This is a genomic window from Burkholderia sp. Bp9143, from assembly GCF_003853645.1.
Lineage (GTDB): Bacteria > Pseudomonadota > Gammaproteobacteria > Burkholderiales > Burkholderiaceae > Burkholderia.
Window position 1 is genome coordinate 1 of the sequence record NZ_QTPO01000168.1, and the last position, 554, is coordinate 554.

Consider the following 554-nt stretch of genomic DNA (forward strand, 5'->3'; position numbering starts at 1 on the left):
TCGCCCTGTTTAGCCCCGTCGATGAAGTGATGGAAGCGCAACCCGAAGTTGAGCGGATCGCAGGTCGCGAACGCGGCCGGCTGACTCGCGGACGTAGCCCCCTGTTCCGGGGTGCTGACCTTCTTGCCCTTGATCGTTGTGGTGCGTTTGTCGGCGTTCGGCGCTCGGGCGGTGTAAGGCGCCTTGTTGTCGCGCACGACGGCTGCCCGGTTCACCGCAATCACCTTGTCCGGATCGCTCGCCGCCAGCAGCTCCACCGTGCCGAACGCGATGTCATGGCTCGTCACCACATCCGTTTCGCCCAGCGCGTTACTCACGCCCTCTATCACGCGTCCGTTGTCGAGCGTGACCCGGTACGGCTGGTTCGGCAGTGCAAACCCGCTGTCATGCTCCAACAGCACGAAGTGCGCCGCATACTGCCCCGGATTGTCGGGCGTGACCGGCAGGCGCATCGATCGCACCTGCGCTTCGTCTGTCTGGTGACTGCCTGCAAAGATCGTGTGCTCGCCCGCTGTTCGCACCACATACCCCTGTTCGCTGATGCGTACCTCGGT

At 64.1% G+C, this 554-nt stretch carries 1 pseudogene; it reads right to left on the minus strand.

The features are described from left to right. Positions 1–554, minus strand: a pseudogene (locus DIE23_RS39165) (type VI secretion system tip protein VgrG); the annotation flags it as partial.